The sequence below is a fragment of the Vicinamibacterales bacterium genome, assembly GCA_041659285.1.
GTDB lineage: Bacteria > Acidobacteriota > Vicinamibacteria > Vicinamibacterales > UBA2999 > 12-FULL-67-14b.
On the sequence record JBAZYO010000006.1, the window covers coordinates 291,183 to 309,938 of the forward strand.

At 68.0% G+C, this 18,756-nt stretch carries 17 protein-coding genes; 10 read left to right on the forward strand and 7 right to left on the reverse strand.

The window, feature by feature from the left end; translation table 11 throughout:
- Window positions 1–43: 43 nt before the first annotated feature.
- The 3 genes from WC815_12190 to WC815_12200 all read right to left on the reverse strand — a co-directional run bounded on the left by WC815_12190 (window position 44) and on the right by WC815_12200 (window position 4,554).
- On the reverse strand, window positions 44–1,858 hold the full coding sequence (locus WC815_12190) for an ABC transporter ATP-binding protein (protein MFA5909530.1): 1,815 nt from the start codon (window positions 1,856–1,858) through the stop codon (window positions 44–46).
- Window positions 1,859–1,962: 104 nt separating this feature from the next.
- Window positions 1,963–3,270: an aminotransferase class I/II-fold pyridoxal phosphate-dependent enzyme gene (locus tag WC815_12195; GenBank protein ID MFA5909531.1), complete on the reverse strand. Its 1,308-nt coding sequence runs from the start codon at window positions 3,268–3,270 to the stop codon at window positions 1,963–1,965.
- Window positions 3,271–3,456: 186 nt separating this feature from the next.
- Window positions 3,457–4,554 (reverse strand): aldolase/citrate lyase family protein, encoded by a 1,098-nt coding sequence (locus tag WC815_12200; GenBank protein ID MFA5909532.1) that lies wholly within the window; start codon window positions 4,552–4,554, stop codon window positions 3,457–3,459.
- Between the two features lie 69 nt (window positions 4,555–4,623).
- Here WC815_12200 and WC815_12205 point away from each other — a divergent pair, with 69 nt between their 5' ends.
- The 5 genes from WC815_12205 (at window position 4,624) to WC815_12225 (ending at window position 8,319) form a co-directional block, all read left to right on the forward strand.
- A complete protein-coding gene (locus tag WC815_12205; GenBank protein ID MFA5909533.1) occupies window positions 4,624–5,436 on the forward strand; it encodes a sugar phosphate nucleotidyltransferase in 813 nt (270 codons plus the stop codon).
- A complete protein-coding gene (locus WC815_12210) occupies window positions 5,433–6,770 on the forward strand; it encodes a galactokinase family protein (protein ID MFA5909534.1) in 1,338 nt (445 codons plus the stop codon). The genes WC815_12205 and WC815_12210 overlap by 4 nt, the downstream gene beginning before the upstream one ends.
- 131 nt (window positions 6,771–6,901) lie before the next feature.
- Window positions 6,902–7,264 (forward strand): hypothetical protein, encoded by a 363-nt coding sequence (locus WC815_12215; protein MFA5909535.1) that lies wholly within the window; start codon window positions 6,902–6,904, stop codon window positions 7,262–7,264.
- Window positions 7,265–7,266: 2 nt separating this feature from the next.
- Window positions 7,267–7,833, forward strand: a complete 567-nt coding sequence (locus tag WC815_12220; GenBank protein ID MFA5909536.1) for a DUF6644 family protein — start codon at window positions 7,267–7,269, stop codon at window positions 7,831–7,833.
- A 12-nt stretch (window positions 7,834–7,845) separates the two neighbouring features.
- Window positions 7,846–8,319, forward strand: coding sequence for a DUF6644 family protein (locus WC815_12225; protein ID MFA5909537.1), 474 nt, complete (start codon window positions 7,846–7,848; stop codon window positions 8,317–8,319).
- 69 nt (window positions 8,320–8,388) lie between these two features.
- Here the strand turns inward: WC815_12225 and WC815_12230 are convergent, their stop codons facing one another.
- Genes WC815_12230 through WC815_12240 form a run of 3 tightly spaced genes read right to left on the reverse strand, consistent with a single transcriptional unit; the run spans window position 8,389 to window position 10,778 of the window.
- The gene (locus tag WC815_12230; GenBank protein MFA5909538.1) at window positions 8,389–8,844 is read right to left on the reverse strand and encodes a DUF6152 family protein; all 456 of its coding nucleotides are present in this window, start codon (window positions 8,842–8,844) and stop codon (window positions 8,389–8,391) included.
- Window positions 8,841–9,902, reverse strand: a complete 1,062-nt coding sequence (locus tag WC815_12235) for a hypothetical protein (GenBank protein ID MFA5909539.1) — start codon at window positions 9,900–9,902, stop codon at window positions 8,841–8,843. Before WC815_12235 ends, WC815_12230 begins: the two co-directional genes overlap by 4 nt.
- Before the next feature lie 9 nt (window positions 9,903–9,911).
- The gene (locus WC815_12240) at window positions 9,912–10,778 is read right to left on the reverse strand and encodes a hypothetical protein (GenBank protein ID MFA5909540.1); all 867 of its coding nucleotides are present in this window, start codon (window positions 10,776–10,778) and stop codon (window positions 9,912–9,914) included.
- A gap of 83 nt (window positions 10,779–10,861) precedes the next feature.
- On the opposite strand from WC815_12240, the gene WC815_12245 reads away from it, so the two are divergent.
- Window positions 10,862–12,814, forward strand: coding sequence for an amidase family protein (locus WC815_12245; GenBank protein MFA5909541.1), 1,953 nt, complete (start codon window positions 10,862–10,864; stop codon window positions 12,812–12,814).
- Window positions 12,815–12,873: 59 nt separating this feature from the next.
- Here the strand turns inward: WC815_12245 and WC815_12250 are convergent, their stop codons facing one another.
- The gene (locus WC815_12250; protein MFA5909542.1) at window positions 12,874–13,893 is read right to left on the reverse strand and encodes a M23 family metallopeptidase; all 1,020 of its coding nucleotides are present in this window, start codon (window positions 13,891–13,893) and stop codon (window positions 12,874–12,876) included.
- Window positions 13,894–13,953: 60 nt separating this feature from the next.
- On the opposite strand from WC815_12250, the gene WC815_12255 reads away from it, so the two are divergent.
- From WC815_12255 to WC815_12270, 4 genes are all read left to right on the forward strand, one after another.
- Window positions 13,954–14,391 (forward strand): hypothetical protein, encoded by a 438-nt coding sequence (locus WC815_12255; GenBank protein ID MFA5909543.1) that lies wholly within the window; start codon window positions 13,954–13,956, stop codon window positions 14,389–14,391.
- A 102-nt stretch (window positions 14,392–14,493) separates the two neighbouring features.
- Window positions 14,494–17,307: a TonB-dependent receptor gene (locus WC815_12260; protein MFA5909544.1), complete on the forward strand. Its 2,814-nt coding sequence runs from the start codon at window positions 14,494–14,496 to the stop codon at window positions 17,305–17,307.
- 11 nt (window positions 17,308–17,318) lie between these two features.
- Window positions 17,319–18,440, forward strand: a complete 1,122-nt coding sequence (locus WC815_12265) for a sialidase family protein (GenBank protein ID MFA5909545.1) — start codon at window positions 17,319–17,321, stop codon at window positions 18,438–18,440.
- Complete coding sequence (locus WC815_12270) at window positions 18,437–18,601, forward strand: hypothetical protein (GenBank protein ID MFA5909546.1); 165 nt, start codon at window positions 18,437–18,439, stop codon at window positions 18,599–18,601. The genes WC815_12265 and WC815_12270 overlap by 4 nt, the downstream gene beginning before the upstream one ends.
- Window positions 18,602–18,756 lie beyond the last annotated feature (155 nt).

Here is an 18,756-nt window from a genome sequence, read left to right on the forward strand (position 1 = left end):
CATCGGCGCCTGCGCGCCGTGTACGTCGCAGTGCAGCTGCAGGCTACCGGTACCCCGCCGCCTGCAACTCGAACAGCTGCGCGTAGCGGCCGCCCGCCTTCAGCAGCTCCTCGTGCGAGCCCAGCTCGGTCACCTTCCCATCCGCGATCACCGCAATGCGATCGGCAATGCGCACCGTCGAGAAGCGGTGCGAGATGACGATGCCGATGCGGCCATGCAGCATCTGTTTGAGTTCGGCGAAGATCGCAGCCTCCGCTTCCGGATCCAGCGACGCGGTCGGTTCGTCCAGGATCCAGATGTCGGCGTTGCGGTACATGATCCGGGCCAGCGCCAGGCGCTGCCACTCGCCGCCCGACAGGTCGTGGCCGCCCTCGAAGAGGCGGCCCACCTTCGAGTCGAGGCCGTTCGGCATCTTCTTCACCAGCCATTCGCTCCGTGAGTCCCGGAGCGCGGCCAGCACGCGCTCGTCGTCCACGGCGCCGTCCGGCCGCCCCATGGCGACGTTCTCGCGGACGGTCAGCTCGTAACTGGCGAAGTCCTGGATCAGCACGCCGATGTGATTCCGCAGCTCCCCGGGATTCAGTTCCCGCACATCGGCGCCACCGACGCGGACCGCGCCCCGGTCGACGTCGTAGAAGCGCAACAGCAACTTGACCAGCGTGCTTTTGCCGGCGCCGTTCTCCCCCACCAACGCCATCAGCTCGCCGCTGCGGATGTGCAGGTTCAATCCCGCCACGGCCGGCTCGGTGCCGCCCGGATACGTGAACGCGACGTCGTCGAACTCGATGCCCGCCGCGAGCGAGGCCGGCACCGGGCGCGCCGGCGAGGCGACCGGCACCAGCGGATCGATCGACAGGAACGAGAAATAGTCTTCGAGAAACGTCGTGTGCTGATCGACCGACACGAACGTGCTGGAGATCTGCGCCAGCGTCCCGGACACCGACGAGAAGGCACCGATGACCAGCACCACGCCACCGGGATCGATGGCGCCGGCGACGCCCTGGATGGCGACGAACATGTACGCCAGCGCCAGCGCGGTTCCGGTCACCAGGCCGGTGAGCATCGAGATCCGCGTGCCGGACCGGTACATCTGCTCGCGGAGGCGGTAGAGCTCTTCGGAACGCTCGCGGTGCCGGCCCAACAGGTAGTCGGCCAGCACGTAGGCGCGAATCTCTTTCGTGGTGCGGGGCTGCACGAGCAGGTCGCCCAGGTATTCGCGCTCGCGCTCCTCGGGCGTCTCCTTGTAGAAGAATTCGTAGAGCCGCGCCGTGACGCGGCGCTCGAGCGCCAGCGACAGCAGGGCGGCCACCGCCGCGAGCACCACGAGCACGTAGTGCAGGCTCGCCAGCAACCCGGCCATCAGCACGATGGTGACGATGTTTCCGGACAGGCCGAGCACGGACCAGGTGAGGTCGCCGGGCCGCCACGAGACGTCGCGCTTGGCGCGGGCCAGGCGGTCGTGCCAGTCGGAGTTGTCGAAGTGGCCGAGGTCCACCTTCGAGGCCTGCTCGAGCAACCGGCGTTCCGCTTCGAGCTGGACGCGGCGCACGAAGAGGTTGCGGCCGTAGCCCATGTAGGCGCCAATCGCGCGCTGCACGCCGGTGGCCACCCACAACCCGATCACGATGGGCAGCAGGTCGGTCCACTGCAGGTTCAGCTGACGCGCCTCGGCGATGCGGTTGACCAGCACCGCGCCAAGGTAGACCGCCACCGGGGGCATGGCGGCTGAGATCATCCCCAGCACGGTGTAGCGAACCAGCGCGCTCGGCGACGCCGCCCACGCCAGGGCCAGGCCCTTCTGCAGGTTCTTCCTGACGCGGCGGGTGCGGCCCTTCAGGAGGTCGGGACTGCCGGTCATCGGGACAGTCTACTCGGCAAAAAGAAACAGGGGAGGCGGCCGCCATGGCCGTCTCCCCGGGATCATCTCGCGATTTGGCGATCTCGCGACTTGGTGATTTGGTGTTAGACCAGGTTCGTGTTGGTGCCGGCGCTCTTGCAGGCATTGGCGATGTTGTTCAGCGCCGTTTCCACCAGCTTGCGCGAGGTGCCGATGTTCATGCGCATGTGGTTCTGGCCACCGGTGCCATAGGACGCGCCCTGGTTCAGGTGCACCTTGGCGTACTTGACGAAGAACCGCTCCACCATCTGTTCGGGCGTGAGCGTCGGCATGTTGGCGGGCTTGTTCTTGTTGTAGTCGGCCGCCAGCTGTTTCGAGTTGATCTTCTCGGCCACGGCGGTGACGTCGAGCCACGACAGGTAGGTGCCCTGCGGACGGCCGGTCTTGATCATCGGGATCTTGTCGGCGACGTAGTTCACGACCAGGTCGTGCGTGCCGTCCACGTACTCATTGGCCTGCTGCTGCCAGTCGGCGCCTTGGGTGATGGCCGCCTGGTTGGCGACCATGCCCATGGTGTTGAGGTCGGCGCGGAGGTTCACCCTCACGCGGGCCAGCAGGTCCGGGTTGGTCGAATGGAGCCACGCCACCTTGTGGGCGGCGAGGCCGAACGACTTGCTGGCGGCCTTGAACGTGAGGCTGTTGTTGACGACGGCCTGGTTCGCAAGACTGGCAAACGGCGTGTACTTCTGCCCCTTGCCGACCCAGTCGCAATGGATTTCGTCGGCCAACACCACGACACGGTGCTTCAGGCAGATTTCACCGATGCGGGTGAGGTCTTCCGCCGACCAGCAGTTGCCCGTGGGGTTCTGCGGGTTGCACAGGATGAAGGTGTGCGTGTCGATGCTGATGCGACGCTCGAACTCCTCGAAGTCCATCGCGAACTTGCCGTTGACGTTCTTGAGCGGAACATCCTCGGCCTTGGTCTGCGTGAAGGTGAGGTCCGAGTAGAAGCCGTTATACGTCGGTGTCTGCAACAGCACCTTGCTGCCGCGCGGCGAGAACGTCTGCAACGCCGCAATCAGCCCGGGGTGCACGCCGGTGGCGAGCAGAATCGTCTTCGGATCGATGTCGATGCCGTAGTGCTTCTTGTTCCAGGCGGCGACCGCTTCGGTCATCATCGCGGTCGCCTCGCCCATGTCGAGGTAACCCCAGTTCTCGTGCTTCATGCGGGCGTTGAGGGCGTCGGTGATGCACGGCGCCGCCTTGAAGTCGATGTCGGCGATGCCCATGCCCACGTCCACGCTGCCCTTGCCGTAGGCGCGGATCTGCTGGTCGAACTTGACCGAGTGGGAGCCAAACCGGTTGTAGATGGTGTCGAAGTCGTACCTGCCGTTGGCAGGAGCCTGGAAAGCGGTGCCGGCTGCGGCCGCCATCAGGGGATTGCTGCTGCCGGCGGCGGCACCAGCCAGGGCCGTCAGACCCGCGTTCCTCAGGAATGCTCGTCGATTCAGTCCATCTATTTGTGACATGTATAGGCCCTCACGCGGGGAATACTACACCCGGCCGACCTCTTGTGACGAATCCTTTTGCCGGCGCCAGGCCCCAGCGTGCCAGGGTGGCTATTGGGCCTTCGGATTCACCGCGAACGGACCGACTGCCGGCTGCCCCTGCGTGTTCGCCAGCGCCCCGAGTTCCGCCGCGGCCCCTCGGGCAATCGCCGCTGTTTCACTGCCCGCCTGGAAGCAACTGAAGTCGGGGCGATCGCGCCACGCGAACGGCCCGCACAACTTCACGCCCGCCTTCACCGCCGCGTCGTGGACGATGTTGATGGCGCGTTCGTAGTCGGGCGTGCCCTGCCGGTAGCCGGAGAAGTTGCCGAGATCGCCGCTGGCCGCGAAGATGGCGCTGACGCCCGCGACCTTGGCGATCTCATCCGCGTTCTTCAAACCTTCGAGCGTCTCGATCATCAGGATCAAGACAACGTTGTCGTTGGCGGTATTGCGGTAGCCGCCGGGGACGCCGCCCCACATGGCGGCGTCAAAGGCCTGGCCGCCGCCGTTGCTGCGACGGCCGAGCGGCGGGAAGTAGGTCCAGTCTCGCGCCTGGATCGCCTCGGCCACCGTATCCACCGTCGGCACCACCACCACGAGCGCGCCGGCATCCAGCGCATGCTGGATCTCGCGCTCGTCGGTGTACGCCACGCGCGCGCCCGGCACCGCCTTGGCATTCGGGCACGTGCGCCACATCCGCGACACCGCCTGCCAGTCGGTCTGCCCGTGCTGCATCTCGGTCCAGATGAAGTCGTAGCCGGCGTTGGCCATGGCGCAGTAGGTGGATGGGTCGGTGGCCGCGAACAACGTTCCGCCGGTCACCTTGCCGCCCTGCATCAGCTTCAGCTTCGCCGGGTTCCACACGGCCGCGGCGGCAGGCGGCGCGAATGCGGACCCGTACTTCCACGTCGCCGGGTCGAAGGCCCCCTGGTTGACGGCGCCGGGCGGCGCGGTCGCTTTGGCGCCGCTATCTTTTCCGGCCGCTGCCGCGAGCGGAAACTGCGTCGCGCCCGCATTCGGGTTGTTGGCGTAGGGGTCGGCGTTCGGAGCCGGCGTTTGCGGCGCCGGCGCTGAGGGCCGAGGTGGCGGCGGGTTCTGCGCGTTTACCGTCAGCGCGCCCGCAACCAGCGTAACTCCAACCATCGCGAAACACAGTCTGAGACTCATGGCCCGGCTCCTGCCGCGCACTGTAACATTGATGCGCGTGCCCAGCCTCGACCGCACCCTTCTCCCCACATGAAAGCGCTCCTCCTCGCCCGCGGCCTTGGCCGCCGCATGCAGGCGAGCGGCGGCACCGGCACCCTGACGGCCGGCCAGCACGCCGCGGCCGCCGCCGGCGCCAAGGGGATGATGCCGGTTGGCCAGGCGCAGCGGCCATTTGTGGACTACGTGCTGAGCGCGCTGGCCGATGCCGGATGCGACGACGTCTGCCTGATCGTGGCGCCCGGTCACGACGGCATTCGCGACCACTTCGCCGGAGCGGGCCGGCCGGAACGCGTGCGACTGTCATTCGCGGTGCAACCGTCGGCTGACGGTACCGCGCGCGCGGTGCTGGCCGGGCAGTCGTTCGCCGGCCACGACCCGTTCCTGGTCCTCAACGCCGACAACCTCTATCCCGTCGAGGTGTTGCAGGCGCTGGTGGCGCTCGATGGCCCCGGACTTCCGGCCTTCGAACGGGACGCGTTGGTGCGCGAGAGCGGGTTTCGCGCGGATCGCGTGGCCGGGTTCGCGCTGTTGGACGTGGACGCGGCCGGCCATTTGTGCGGCATCATTGAGAAGCCGGATGCGGCGCGGCTCGCGGCCGCCGGCGGACAGGCACTGGTCAGCATGAACGTCTGGCGATTCGACCACCGCATCTTCCCCGCCTGCCGCGACGTGCCGATGTCGGCGCGCGGCGAGTTCGAGCTGCCGGAAGCCGTGGGGCTGGCCATCACCACCGGCATGCCGTTCCGCGTCGTGCGCGCACACGGCGCGGTGCTCGACCTGTCGCGCCAGGCCGACGTGCCCCTCGTCTCCGCCCGCCTGGCCGGACTGGAACCACGGCCATGACCGACTTCGCCGCGCACTTCGAAGGCATCGGCATGACCACTACCGAGGCCCAATCCCGCGCGGCGCTCTTTCGCGAACTCGACGAGCGCGGCTCCGCCGTCCTGAACGGCCCACCCGAGTGGTACCGGTTCTCCCCTGGCCGCGTCGAGATTTTCGGCAAGCACACCGACTACGCCGGCGGGCAGTCCCTGCTGGCGGCGGTGCCGCGCGGCATTGCGCTGGTGGCCCGGCCCCGTTCCGACGGCATCGTCCGGGTCGGCGACATCCGCGACGGCCAGGTCGTGGAAGTGGATCCGTCGGCCGAGGCGCCGCCCGAGTATCGCGGCCTGCGCCGCTACGTCCACGTGGTGGCGCGACGATTCTTCCTGAACTTTCCCGGCTGCGAGTTGGGCGCCGAGATCGCCATTGCCAGCGACCTCCCCCGCGCCTCGGGCCTGAGCAGCTCCAGCGCGCTGGTGGTCGGGGTCGCCTCCGCGCTGATCACGCGCGCCGGGCTCAAGCACCGCGACGAGTGGCATCGCCACCTGCCCACCGTGCAACACCTGGCGTGGTACCTCGGCTGCGTCGAGAACGGCCTGGACTACGAGGGCCTGCCGGGCGCCGCGGGTGTCGGCACCCACGGCGGCAGCGAAGACCACACCGCGATTCTCGCCTGCCGGCTGGGACACGCCAGCCTCTACCGGTTCGTGCCGGTCACCGCGCTCGGCGAGGTGCCGATGCCCGATGACTGGACCTTCGTGATCGCGTCGAGCGGCGTGCAGGCCGACAAGGCCGGCTCGGTGATGGCGCGCTACAACCGCGCCTCGAACGCGGCGCGCGCGCTGCACGCGATCTGGAACCAGCGCGCCGGGGCGCCGGCCCCTTCGCTGTCGGCGGCGGTGACCAGCGCCCCGGATGCCCTCGCCCGCTTCGACCGCTGGCTCGACGACGGCGCGGCGCCGTTCTCGCCCGCGGACCTGCGCCGGCGCCTGCGCCATTTCGTCAACGAAGACGCGCGCGCGCCGCTCGCCGCCCAGGCGTTCGCGGCGGCCGACCGCGGCGCTCTCGGCGACTTGTCCCGCGCCTCGCAACTCGAGGCCGAGTCCCTGCTGGGCAACCAGATTCCCGAGACCGTGGCGCTCGCGAACCTCGCCCGCGAGGTGGGCGCGTTTGCGTCGAGCAGCTTCGGCGCCGGCTTCGGCGGCAGCGTGTGGGCCCTGACGACGGCGCGCGACGCCCAGGCGTTTGCCGAGGAATGGACCCGCGCCTACGAGCGGCGCATGCCGGGCGTCGGCACCGTGCCGTGGTTCATCGCCAGGCCGGGACCGCCGGCCACCGAAATCACGCTCCCATAAAACCGGCCGCTCGGCTAAGATGGCGGCCAATGCGAACGCTCGCGTGGCTTGTCCCCCTTGCCGTGCTCGGCGCCTCGGCCTGCACTGCAGCGCCGCCTCCCCCTCCCCCGCCGTTTCAAACAACGGCGTCCATGAAGGACCTGATGCTGAACGTCATCGATCCGGCCGCTGACGGCCTCTGGGAATCCGTCGGCACGGTCATGACCATGGAGGGCACCTTCGAGAAGGCCCCGTCCACCGACGATGAATGGGCCGGCGTGCGCGGGTCTGCCATCCAACTGGCCGAGTCGGGCAACCTGCTGATGCTGCCGGCGCGGTCCAGCGGATCGGCGGAATGGATCAAGGACGCCCAGGCGCTGATCGAAACCAGCGGCCGCGCCCTGAAGGCGATTGATGCCAAGGACAAGGACACGCTGTTCACCGTGGGCGGCGACATCTACGACGTCTGCACGAACTGCCACCAGAAGTTCATGCCGGCGCTGGTGAAGCCCTAGCCATGTCACTGCTGGCGTTCAGTGAGTGGCTGGCGGCCACCGAGGGCAGCATCGCGCTCCACGAGTCGATGTACATGTACCCGATCGTGGAATCCACCCACGTGCTCGCGCTGTGCCTGTTCGTGGGGTTTGCCGTCTTCCTCGACTTGCGGCTCCTCGGTCTCGGGCTCACGCGTGTGCCGGTGCGGGACGTCGCCGAACGGCTGCTGCCATGGACCATTGGCGGTTTCGTCGTGATGGTGATCACCGGCGTGCTGCTCTTCTACGCCATCCCGGTGCGCAGCTACCAGAGCGTCTTCTTCCGCGCCAAGGTGATCATGCTGATCCTGGCCGGGATCAACGTCTGGTACTTCCACACCCGCGTCTATCCCCGTGTGGCGGAGTGGGGCCATGACGTGATCACGCCGAAGGCGGCACGACGCGCCGGCCTGCTGTCGCTGATCCTGTGGGCCGGCATCATCGTGACCGGCCGCTTGATTGCTTACAACTGGTTCGACTGCGACATCCAGCCGCAGCCGGCGATTATCAACTGGGCGGCGGGCTGCGTGGTGCTGCCGCCGACGCCCTGAGGGACATCCGCAATGTTGCTGCCGTTCTTCCAGTGGTGTGAATCGCTGTGGCTGGGTCAGTTCGTGGTCGGCTCGCTCTGGCTGTTCCCGGTGATCGAGTCGGCGCACCTGCTGGCGCTGGCGCTGCTGGGCGGCTCCATCCTGCTGGTGGACTTCCGGCTGCTCGGCCTGGGCCTGAAGGACCGCGAGGTGTCGGAGCTGGCGCGCGACGCGCGGCCCTGGATGATCGCCGCCATCGTCGTCCTGATCGCGACCGGCATCCCGCTGTTCCTGTCGGAGCCCATCAAGTGCTATTACAGCACCGCGTTCTGGGTGAAGATCACGACCCTCCCGGTTGCGGTGGCGTTCGCGTTCACGGTGCGGTCCCGCGTCACGCAGAGTGAGTCCGTACGTAACACAGCGCGCCGCCAGAAGCTGGTCGGCGCGCTGTCGATTGCGCTGTGGTTCACCGTGGCCGCGGCCGGACGGTGGATCGGGTTCTCGTAATAACAAGAGATCAGGAGAAGCAAGAGAAACCACTTGGTTTCTCCTTGACTCCTTATCTCCTATTTTCTTCTATCTGCCGCCGGGCTTTTTCGGCGCCTCCGTCGGGTCTTTGCCGTCCTTCGGCGCGCCGGTGCCCGACGATCCCATGAACAGCTTGCGGCCGTCGGCGAAGGTCACGTCGCGGCCGTTGGCGCGCTTCAGCGAGTGGTCTTTGGTCTGGTAGCCATCGACGATGACCTCGGTGCCAACCTTGACGGTCTCCCGGGTCACGCCGCGGCGCAGCAGGGTGTTCGGCGTGCCGCCTTCGATCATCCAGACCTCGGGTTGGCCGTCCTTGTTGGTGACCTCGATGTGGATCCAGGTATGCGGGTTCACCCACTCGAGCCGCACGACTTTGCCCTGCAGGCGGATCGGCGCGTTCGGGTCGAACTCGGCGCCGAACGCATGATGGGCGATGACCGATCGGCCCGCCAGCAAGAGGCCTGCACCGAGTAACAGCACGCTAACGGTTGTTCGCGTCTTCATTTCTTGGTCCCCTGGCGTTTTTCTTCGTTGCGCGCACCGCTCAGCACGTTCGCCAGGGCGTAGTTGCCTTCGTGGCACGCGTATTCATAGATTAACTCGTCGGTGGCACGGAAGGGAATCTCCCCGGTAAACGGCCTGGCGAAAGTGGTCGGGTCGTCGACGGTGAACCGGTAGTTGATGGTCGTGGCGTCCACCCGGCGAAAACGCTCGATGACATGGAGGTTTTCCGCCGATCCGCGGAACGGCTGCTGCAGCGGGAAGTTGGTGGTGTCTACCACCAGGGTGTCCCCTTCCCAGTGGCCGATCGAGTCGCCCATCCAAGGGCGGATGTGCGTGGGCACGTGCGTGCCGCCAATGCGGACCATGCGCGCGTCGTGCACCATTTCCATCAGGATCATGACGTGGTCGGGCGTCTGCACGATCTGGATGTTGTTGTTGTAGAAGTAGTTGGGAATCAGCGGCGTGGTCGGGCCGAACGACAGCAGGCAGCGCTCGGCCAGCGGCCGGAACTCGGGGTGATCGTACTGGCCACGCCCCTCCATCATCTTCATCCGCGCCTGGTTCCGCGCCCGGGCTTCGGGCGTGGGCGCGGGCGCCCGGCCGTCCGGCGGGTCGATGATCAGCGAGCTGCGGAACTGGCCATCGACCACGGCGACGCGCTCGCCCGGGTCGAGCCAGAAGTTGTTGTAGCCGCCGACATTGCCGGCCGCGCCGGTCGAGCCGTCACCGCCTTGTGGCGGCGCGGTGCGATTCGGATCGCTGTCCTGGTTCAGCCGCTCGACGCGATCGGCGGTCGTCTTCTCCATGCGCGCGGCCTCCTCCGCGCTGAGCACCAGGTTCGACACGCCCTGCGGACGTTCGAGCGGCGTGATGGTGGCATTGCTCCACGTGCCCGTGAGATCCGGCTTGCCGTCGGCGGTTCGCGCGGGCCTGGCGATGGCGGACGGAGCCTGCTGCCCCTCGCCGGACAGGTGGACGCCGGCCACCGACGCCAGGCCAGCGGCCGCGAGCACGCCCGCCACGATCCTGAACTGTGAACGCCGCGCATCGAGCTTCATGTCGTCCTCTTACTGAACCGGGGTTTTCCGGAACTTGCCGTACATCAACTCTTCGACAAACTCGACGCACTTGAACTGGTTGAGCCGCGCGTTGGGGTTGATGTGCCGGTAGAGCGGCATGCGAATCTTCCACGGCCGGCTGAAGGTCTGCGGGTCTTCGATGGTGGCCTCGTACCACAGGTGGTCGGGCCCCTGCGGCGTGTAGCGCTCGACCACTTTCATCTGCTCGGAGTGATGGTTGCCGGCGCGGTCGAACCAGGTCTGGTCGTTGAAGCCGGTCACGGTGACGACGAGGGTGTCGCCTTCCCATTTGCCCACCGACTGGCCCATCCACGAATCCACCGGCGCTTCGCCGGGGTCCTTCAGGTAGATGTTGCGCACGGCGCCGGCGTACTCATACGAGAAGAAGATCGCCTTGTCGCTGTGCAGGATCTGGAACGGGTGCGGCATGTAGTTGGCGCGCGGCACGCCGGGCAGGTAGCACTTGATCTCGGGATCACGGTTCAACCAGTCTTCCTGGTTGGCCTTCTGCTTCTTCGCGGCCTCGGGCAGGTAGGGGATCGCGTCGCCTTCGACAATGCCGACACCACCCGGCACGGCGCCGACGGCGCCGAACGCGATCACGGGCGCGGCGGGGACCGGCACGACGGGACCCGGGCGAAACGCCAACGCCGCCTTGGCGTTGTGCGACAGCACGTCGTAGTTGGCGGTGTTGAGCGCCTGCCAGACGCCGTTCAGGTTCGGCCTGCCGTCGGCCAGGCGCGCGGGCCGGGCCGCCTGCCCGGTGGCCGGCGCAGTCGTCAGGAAGCCGGCGGCGACCACGGCGGCCGTCACCAACGCGATCGACAGTTCCCTCACCACCCTCGGAGCAATCACGAACCCTCCAACTTGGCGGTGATGCTGACATTCGTTAGACAAGGGTGTCAAGGTGAAGCCGTGCTCCGCCTAGAATATGGCGCATGCATTCGCCTCATCCCTTTTCCCGGCCGCGCACCGTGGCGGTCGCGATCACGCTGACCGTGCTCCTCTGCCAGGGTTCGCTCGGCGCCGGCCCCTTCGCCGGTGACCAGCGCGGGCGCGGGCGCAAGCCGGCCGTGCGGCCGCAACCAGCGCCGGTGCTGACGTTCTTCGAGGTCCACGAACAATCCATCCTCGATCTGCAGACCGCGATGGCCGCGGGGCGGGTCACCTCCCGCGGGCTGGTGGACTCGTACCTGGCGCGCGTCCAGGCCTACGACCAGGCGGGACCGCGACTGAACACCGTCGTGACGATCAACCCCCGCGCGCGCGAAGAGGCCGACGCGCTCGATCGCGAACGCGCCGAGAAGGGCGTCCGCGGTCCGCTCCACGGCATCCCGGTTCTGATCAAGGACAACTACGACACCGCCGACATGCCCACCTCGGGCGGCAACCTGGGCCTCGCGACCATGCAACCGGCGGCCGACGCATTCCAGGTCCGCAAGCTGCGCCAGGCCGGCGCGGTGATCCTCGGCAAGACGACGATGCACGAACTGGCGGCGGGGATCACGACGATCTCGTCGCTGACCAACCAGACGCGCAACCCGTACGACCTGCTGCGCGTGCCGGGCGGCTCGAGTGGCGGCACCGGCGCGGCCATCGGCGCCAGCTTCGCGGCCGCCGGCATGGGCAGCGACACCTGCGGCTCCATCCGCATTCCCGCCGCCAACCAGAACCTGGTGGGCCTGCGCGGCACGCACGGCCTGTCGAGCCGCACCGGCGTGATGCCGCTGTCGTCCACGCAAGACATTGCCGGACCGCTCGCGCGCACGGTGACCGACCTGGCGATCATGCTCGACGCGACGGTCGGCCCCGACCAGACCGATGCGATCACCGCTGAGGGCGCGTCGCGCATCCCCAAGTCGTATCGCGACGCGCTGACGGCGGACGGCCTCAAGGGCGCGCGCATCGGCGTGCTGCGAGGGCTCTTCGGCAACGCGCCTGAAGACGACGAGGTCGGCAACCTGGTGCGCAAGGCGCTGGACGCGATGAAGGCGCAAGGGGCGGAGGTCGTGGACGTCACGGTGCCCGGCCTGGACGACTTGCTGCGCGACAGCAGCGTGATTGCGGATGAGTTCAAGTTCGATCTCGCGGCCTATCTGGCAAAACAGCCCAACGCCCCGGTGAAGTCGCTGGGCGAGATCATCGAACGCGGCCTGCACCACGATCAGCTCGACGCGACGTTCCGGCTCCGCAACGCGCCGGAGAAGAAGGAGAGCGAGCACTACCGCCAGGCGTTGGTGAAGCGCCGCGCCCTGCGCGCCGCGGTGCTGGCCTCGCTCGAGGAACAGCGCATCGACGCGCTCGCCTATCCGACGCTGCGGCGCAAGCCGACGCTGATCGGCGAGGCGCAGGGCGGCACCAACTGCCAGTTGAGCGCCACCACCGGACTGCCGGCCATCTCGATGCCGGCGGGCTTCACCACCGACGGCCTGCCGGTGGGCGTGGAATTGCTGGGCGGCGCGTTCACCGAGGCGACGCTGCTGAAGTTCGCGTACGGATGGGAGCAGTCCACCAAGCCGCGCCGGGCGCCGTTCAGCACGCCTCCGCTCGTCAACGGCCTGGCGCCGCAGCCCACGAGCGTCGACATTTTGGCCGGCGCCAGCGCCGTGAAGTTCACCTACGACCGGACCACCGGCGCGTTGCGCTACGACGCGACGACGTCACCGCTGGGAACCGACCGAGTGCTGGCCTTGACGCTGCAGCGCAGCGACGGCGGCAAGCCGGGCCCGATCATCGCGCACCTCCTGGGGCCGAACCAGATCGCGGGCGCGGGCACGCTCACCTTGCGCGGACGGGATCGGGAAGATCTCGTGGCGGGGACACTCTACGCCCACTTCTACACGAGGCAGTCGCCCCTCGGAGCGGGCCGAACACGGATTGTGCTGCCGTAACCCCAATACAAATACAGAAGTCCAGGAGAATCAGGAGAAAGGTTTGACCTTTTCTGGTCCTACTGACGTGAGGTGCGATACGTGCTGGCGGCGCCGAGGTCGGTTGGCCGGCTGGCGCCGGCGTTGGCCAGCGCAAGCCTCATCTGACCCGAGACGATGTCGTAGACGCCGAGCCGCTGGCCGGTCGGCGAGACCAGGTCGATCGCCGGAAAGGGCCTCGACGTCAGGCGCAGCGTGACGGTGCCCGTCTCGATCGCCGTGCCGGACTCGGTCAGGATGGCGTACTCGTAGTCGGGATTACGCGCGATCCGGCGAGTGAACCGGATGCCGGCCGGGCCGTCTCCGGCCACGCGCGTCCAGGTCCGCGACGCCGGAAAGCGCAGGTCGCGCGGATTGCTGGCGAACGGTTCCACCAGTTCGTGGCTGAACACCGCGCTGGTCCAGATGCGGTCGAAGAACAACCTGGCGTCGGCCCCCAGGAACGGCTCCGGACTGACGGCGTTGGGATTCGGGATCTCGCGGTAGTACTCGAAGTCGTCCAACTGGAAATGCGTCATCGCATACGTGATGGGCGTGGTGTCCACGGTCTGCGACACCGTGCCGGCGACGCCCAGCGACTGGCCGGCGCGAACCGTCGCGCCCGGGATGACCTCGCTGTTCACGGTCGCGATGTTCGTATAGACGGTGCGATAGAAGTGCGTGCCAACCACGTGCTCGATTTGAACGGTGCTCCGCCCCGCCACCGATGGATCGGGAAAGACGCTCTGCACGGTGCCGGCCGCGGCGGCGCGCACGACGCCGCCGACGCGATACTCAACATCCCAACCGGGATGCCCGTCATCCGCGTGATCGGCGCCGTGGTAGCCATACGGCGTCAGGCCGAAGGCGGTCGTCGCCAGGTCCGCCAGATCCACCGGCATCGCGAGGGTCAGCACGCCCGGCACGGTGGTGGGCAGCGCCACGACAATCGGCGCCAACGGCGGCACGACCGTCGTGGTCGGCGCGGTCGGCGACTGGTCGATGTTGCAGGCGGCTACCGTGGTGGCGGCGCAAAGCAGGAGCACGAATCGGCTGAGCATTCGTTCGCCATCCTATCCCCAATTTGCCCGACGGCTCCCTTTCCGATAACCTAGCGCCTGATGTCGGCCTTCCGGTCGCGCCTGCGCGTTGTTGCCGTTGCCTGGCTCTTGTGCCAGGTGGCGTCGCTGTCCGCGTTCGCACCGGAAGACTGCTGCATGACGCACACGGCGATCGCCGAAGCGAAGAAGGCCGCGTTATCGGCGTGTCACGAAACCGAAAAGGCTCCTGAGCCGAAGCCGGGCGATGCCTGCCCGATGCACCAGGAAGACGGCGCCGCCTGCCCGATGCACCGTACGCAATCGGCCGACTGTTGCGGCATGAGCAACGGGTGCGGTGGCCCCAACCGGCCGCTCGCCAACCTGTTCTCGTTCGTCGGCGTGCTCGACCTGCCCTCGTCGTCGATCACGCCACCGGCGTCGAGCGCCGCCGCGGCTGAACTACCCCCACTCTCGCTCGGCCGTCTCGTCCGACCCGACGCGCCACCCCCCAAAGCCTAGGCCCTCTCGCCTTCAGCCCTGTCGTCGCCGGTCCGTCATGGACCGTCGGCTGCGCACAGCTATCTCGGCTTTCTTTGTTTCGGGGGTCTCATGTACTTGTTCGTGCGATTGTCGGTCGCGCTCGGCTGTGTCCTGGCGCTTACTTCTCCTGTTACCGCTCAGCAAACCGTTGACGTGGCCAGCGTCGGCGGCCGCGTGGTGGATGCCAGTGGCGCCACCGTGCCCGGCGCCCAGGTCACGGCGGCGCAGCTCGACACCAACGTGGTCGCCAGCGGCACCACGGACCAGGACGGCCGATTCCGGTTCCCGTACCTGCGCATCGGTCCCTATGAGATCACCGTCAGCCTGTCGGGGTTCCAGGACGCCAGACGCCGCCTGACGCTCACCGCCGGCGGCGCCTACGAACTGCCATTCAGCCTGGCGCTCAGCGGCGTCGAGTCGAACGTGACGGTCATGGCGGAAGCGCCCGTCCTCGAGGCCGCGCGCAGTCAGATCGCGGCCACCGTGTCGGAAGCCGAGGTCAAGGCGCTGCCCATGAACGGCCGCAACTTCCTCGAGCTGGCCTTGCTGGTGCCGGGCGTCTCGCCGACGAACATTGCCAGCACGCAACTGTTCCCGGAGACGTCCGCCGTTCCGGGCATCAGCATTTCCGTGGGCAGCCAGCGCAACCTCTCGAACAACTTCGTGGTCGATGGCTTGTCGGCGAATGACGATGCGGCCGGGCTGAGCGGGATGACTTATGGAGTGGATGCGATTGAGCAGTTCCAGGTCATCACCTCGGGCGCGCAAGCGGAACTCGGACGCGCGCTGGGCGGCTACATCAACGTGGTGACCAAGAGCGGGACCAACGCCCTTCACGGCACCGCCTACGACTTCGTTCGCGACGATCGCTTCAACGCGAGCAACGCCCTCTCCGGCACGAAGCTGCCGATGAGCCAATCGCAGTTCGGCGGCAGCGCCGGCGGGCCGATCGCGGCCAACCGGACCTTCTACTTCGCCAACCTCGAGCACCGCGCGCTCAGCCCGACCGGCCCGGCCACCATTGCCGGCGCCAACGTCGGCGCGGTCAACGCGCGGCTGGATGCCGCCGGCTACCCGGGACCGCGGATCGCGACCGGCATCTATCGCAACCCCGTGGACTCCACCAACGTCCTGGCCAAGCTCGATCACCAGGTCAACGGCCGCGATCAGCTGAGCATCCGTTACAGCCGTTACGACGTTGCCGCCGACAACGCGCGCGGCGCCGGCGGCCTGAGCGCCACGTCGGCCTCGTCCGGGCTGGACAATACCGACCAGGCATTCGCGGTCGCCAACACGCTCATTCTTTCATCGCGCACGGTCCTCGAAACCCGCGCGCAGTTCGCGCGCGGACGTCTCGACGCGCTGCCCTCCGACCCGATTGGCCCGGCGGTCAGCATTGCCGGCGTGGCCTCGTTCGGCACCAGTTCGAGCAGTCCGACCGGCCGCCTGAACTCGATGTTCCAGATCGTCAACAACCTGTCGCACCAGGCCGGCGCCCATGCCTTCCGGGCCGGCGTCGACATTCTCTACAACGACGACCTGATCACCTTCCCCCGATCGCGGCGCGGGAGCTACACCTTCTCGTCCTTCGCCAACTTCCAGGCCGGCGCCTACAACAACGCGGGCTTCTCGCAGACCTTCGGCATCACCGAGCTGGCACAGACCAATCCCAATGTCGGCGCTTACCTGCAGGACGAATGGAAGGTCACCCCTGCCCTCACCCTGAACGCCGGCGTGCGGTACGACCTGCAGTACCTCGAGACCATCCGGACCGACACCAACAACGTCTCACCGCGGGTCGGGCTGGCGTGGTCGCCGTTCGAGTCGCGCCGTACCATCGTCCGCGGCAGCGCCGGGGTCTTCTACGACCGCGTGCCGCTGCGCGCCCTCGCCAACGCGCTGATGTCGGCCGGCAACACCACCGACGTGACCGCGCTCCGCCAGTTCGTGGTGAGCCTCTCGCCCACCCAGGCCGGCGCCCCCGTGTTCCCGAACATCCTCCAGGCCGCGGTGCCGGCCGTGACCCTGCCGAACCTCACCACCATGGACCGCAATCTGCAGAGCGGGTCGTCGCGGCAATTGAGCGCGGAGGTCGAGCAGCAGCTCGGCGCCCGCACCACGCTCGGCGTGGGCTACCAGTTCCTGGACGGCCGCGACCTGCTGATGTCGGTGAACCGGAACGTCCCGGCCTGCGTCGCCGCGGGCACGAACAACGGATGCCGCCCGAATGCGACCTACGCCAACAACAGCCAGTACTCGTCCGCCGGCGAGTCCACCCATCACGGGCTGCACGTGTCGCTGTCGCAGCACACGGTGCGCTGGGGGCAGTATCGCGTCTCGTACACGCTGTCGAAGGCGATGAACAACCTCGGCGAATTCTTCTTCAGCTCTCCGATCGATCCCACGGACCTGTCGAAGGACTGGGGGCGATCCGACAACGACCAGCGGCACCGGCTCGCCGTGAACGGATCCATCCACACGTCCATGGAACCGGCCGACACCGCCTGGGAACACCTGACGCATGGGTTCCAGATTGGCGGCATGCTGCAGGCGTATTCGGCGCCGCCCTTCAACATCAGCTCGGGGGTGACGACCATCCAGGGGACCGCCGGCCGGCCCCTGGTCGACGGCGCTTTCATCGCGCGCAACGCCGGTGAGGGCACGGCGTTCTTCACCGTGAGCGCGCGCATCAGCCGTTCGTTCCGGCTGACCCAGCGCCTGCAGCTCGAGGTGCTCGTTGAGGGCTTCAACCTGACCGACCGCGCGAACGTCGTCACACGGAACACCAACTTCGGCGCTGGCGCCTATCCGGCGAGTCCGTCGGCGACCTTCGGTCAGATCACGGCCGTGGGCGAACCGCGATCGATGCAGCTCGGCGCCCGCGTGCGCTTTTGAAGGGTCCAGTCATGATGCCACGCTTGAAGATTCCGTTCCTGATCGCCGCGATCGCCCTGCTGCCGCTGACGCCGTCGGCCCAGGGTGGTGATGTCGTGCTGGCGATTGAGGGGCGCACCAACCAGACGCCGTGGGTGGCGAGCGAGGGGTCATTCATCGCCGTCGCGTGGGGCGCCCGCACGCCAGGCGGCGCCACCGATGTCTACGTCGCGGTCAGCCGGGATGCCGGCGTGACGTTCGCCAAGCCGGTCGCCGTCGCGGGAACGGCCGGCGAGGCTCGCCTCGGCGGCGAGATGCCGCCGCGCGTCGCCCTCGCCCGCCAGCCTCGCGGCGCCGATCCACTCATCGTCGTGTTGTGGACCGCACGCGCGGACGGACGCACCTCCATTCGCTCCGCGCGATCCACTGACGGCGGGCGCACCTTCACGCCGTCCACGACGCTGTCGTCGCCATCGGCCGCCGGCGACCGCGGCTGGCCCGCGCTCACCGTGGACGCCGCCGGCACACCGCACGCCATCTGGCTCGATCATCGGGGACTCGCTGAGGCGGCCGGGGCCGGCGAGCATTCCGGCCATGGCCAGTCCGCCTCCACGCCGGTTCAGCGCGACGGGGTCGCGACCGCCCAGAAGTCGGCACTGTATTACGCGCAGGCGGGAGGCCCGGGCGAGCGCGAATTGACCAAGGGTGTGTGTTACTGCTGCAAGACGGCGCTGGCCGCCGGCACCGGCGGCTCGCTGTTTGCGGCGTGGCGCCACGTCTACGCCGGCAACATCCGCGACATCGCCTTCATGCAATCGCGCGACGGCGGCAAGACCTTCAGTGCCGCCGCGCGCATCAGCGAAGACGGCTGGCAGCTGGATGGCTGCCCGGACGATGGGCCGGCGATGGCGGTGGACCGGAACAACGTCGTCCACATCGTGTGGCCGACCGTGATCGGCGGCGACAATCCCGAGGGCGCGTTGTTCTATGCCTCCACCAAGGACGGGCGCCGGTTCACGCCGCGGCGACGGATTCCGACGCTGGGGGGGCCAAGCCGTCGCATCCACAGATCGCGATCGACGGCACGGGCCAGATCTACGTCGCCTGGGATGAAGTCAGCAACGGCATTCGCGGCGCCGCGATCCGATCGATGACGGTGACGGCCGCCGGAACGACGACGTTTGGCCCGGTCCAGACGCTCGCCACCGGCGCCGGCACCTACCCGATGCTGGCGGCGCGTCCGAATGGGCTGTTCGCGGTGTGGACGTCGGGGCCCCCGAACCAGTCCACGATCCGGGCGCGAGTTCTTCGCTGACGAGCCTGTGAGATCTGCGTCATCTGCGTAATCTGCGGCCCTGGTGTGTCATCTGCGGCCCTGACCGTGGCGGCATCGACGTCTCAGATCATCCGCGCGCGTATCTCGGGCGGGGGAATCTCGCAGGCGTTCGACTGTCCGGCAATGCGGACCCG